This window comes from Rhodopseudomonas sp. B29, from assembly GCF_000333455.1.
In the GTDB taxonomy this organism is placed as follows: Bacteria; Pseudomonadota; Alphaproteobacteria; order Rhizobiales; family Xanthobacteraceae; genus Rhodopseudomonas.
In genome coordinates, this window is record NZ_BADD01000611.1 from 1 (window position 1) to 948 (window position 948).

The 948-nt window shown below is 62.8% G+C and carries 2 protein-coding genes and 1 pseudogene; all 3 read left to right on the forward strand.

From position 1 onward, the window contains the following. The coding region (locus I5M_RS32890) for a hypothetical protein (protein WP_040771848.1) at positions 1-265 on the forward strand (265 nt) is incomplete at its 5' end. Then, positions 265-411 (forward strand): hypothetical protein, encoded by a 147-nt coding sequence (locus I5M_RS32895; protein WP_022723395.1) that lies wholly within the window; start codon positions 265-267, stop codon positions 409-411. The genes I5M_RS32890 and I5M_RS32895, both read left to right, overlap by 1 nt. After that, positions 404-948: pseudogene (locus I5M_RS22120) on the forward strand (hypothetical protein); the annotation flags it as partial. The gene I5M_RS32895 and the pseudogene I5M_RS22120, both read left to right, overlap by 8 nt.

The window sequence follows — 948 nt, forward strand, 5'->3', positions numbered from 1 at the left end:
AGGCCCCGCCGCCGCGCCCAACAGCTGGATTACCTGCTGGCTGGCCATCGTCTATGCGGCCGCGCTTCGCCGCGCGCAGAAGAAGGAAAGCCTGGAGAAGCTGGCGCGGCAGTTCTGGTCGCAGGACTGCTACGCGCAGTTCGGCGGCTGGGCCGGAGTCAAGCCGACGATGGAAGGCGAGACCGCTGCGGCGATCTTCGCCGCGTTCCGCGATCATTTCGGCAACAAGGACGCGATCGAAGACATACTCAGGGAGATTGTTTGATGGATACCGTGCTCGATTGGATCGGTTACCAGCTTCTCATCCGCGGCCCGTGGCGCATCACCTGCGATCCGAGCACTCGGTTCGGCGCGTGGTGCCTCAGCCACGCCGGCGGGCACGTCTATCGCAAGGTGGTCCGCCATGGCTGATCACCCGATCCCGTTCTCGGAGCCGATGATCGCGGCGATCTTGGACTGCAGAAAGACGATGACGCGGCGGCTGGCTTGTCAGGTTCGCAAGGTTCGCGATGACTACGAAGAGAAAGGCAGCTTCAAGCTGGTGGCTGGGCCATCTCCATGGACGAAGATGCAGCCTGGCGATCGGCTGTGGGTCCGCGAGAACTTCAGTTACTCGTGGTCGGTGAAGGATGATCCGGAGCGGCGGCACCTGATGCCAGTCTGGTTCTGGGCCGACGGCAATCCTGAGTTCGGCGATTGGTCGAAACCGAAACCCCCCATCCACATGCCGAGATGGGCGTCCCGCCTCACGCTGATCGTCACCGCGACGAAGATCGAGCGGCTGAAGGACATCAGCGAAGCGGATGCCCAGGCGGAAGGGTGTGTCGAGGATTGGGCGGACGGTTTTTCCGTTTGGTACGTTCCGGGCGCTCATCTGAAACGCCACGGAAGAACGGCCGCTCAATGCTTCGGTCTGCTTTGGTCGCAGTTAACGGCCCGACGCTGGAG

Bases quoted from the DNA above. Each gene is read 5' to 3' on its own strand.
- I5M_RS32895 (WP_022723395.1), top strand. From the start codon at position 265: ATGGATACCGTGCTCGATTGGATCGGTTACCAGCTTCTCATCCGCGGC.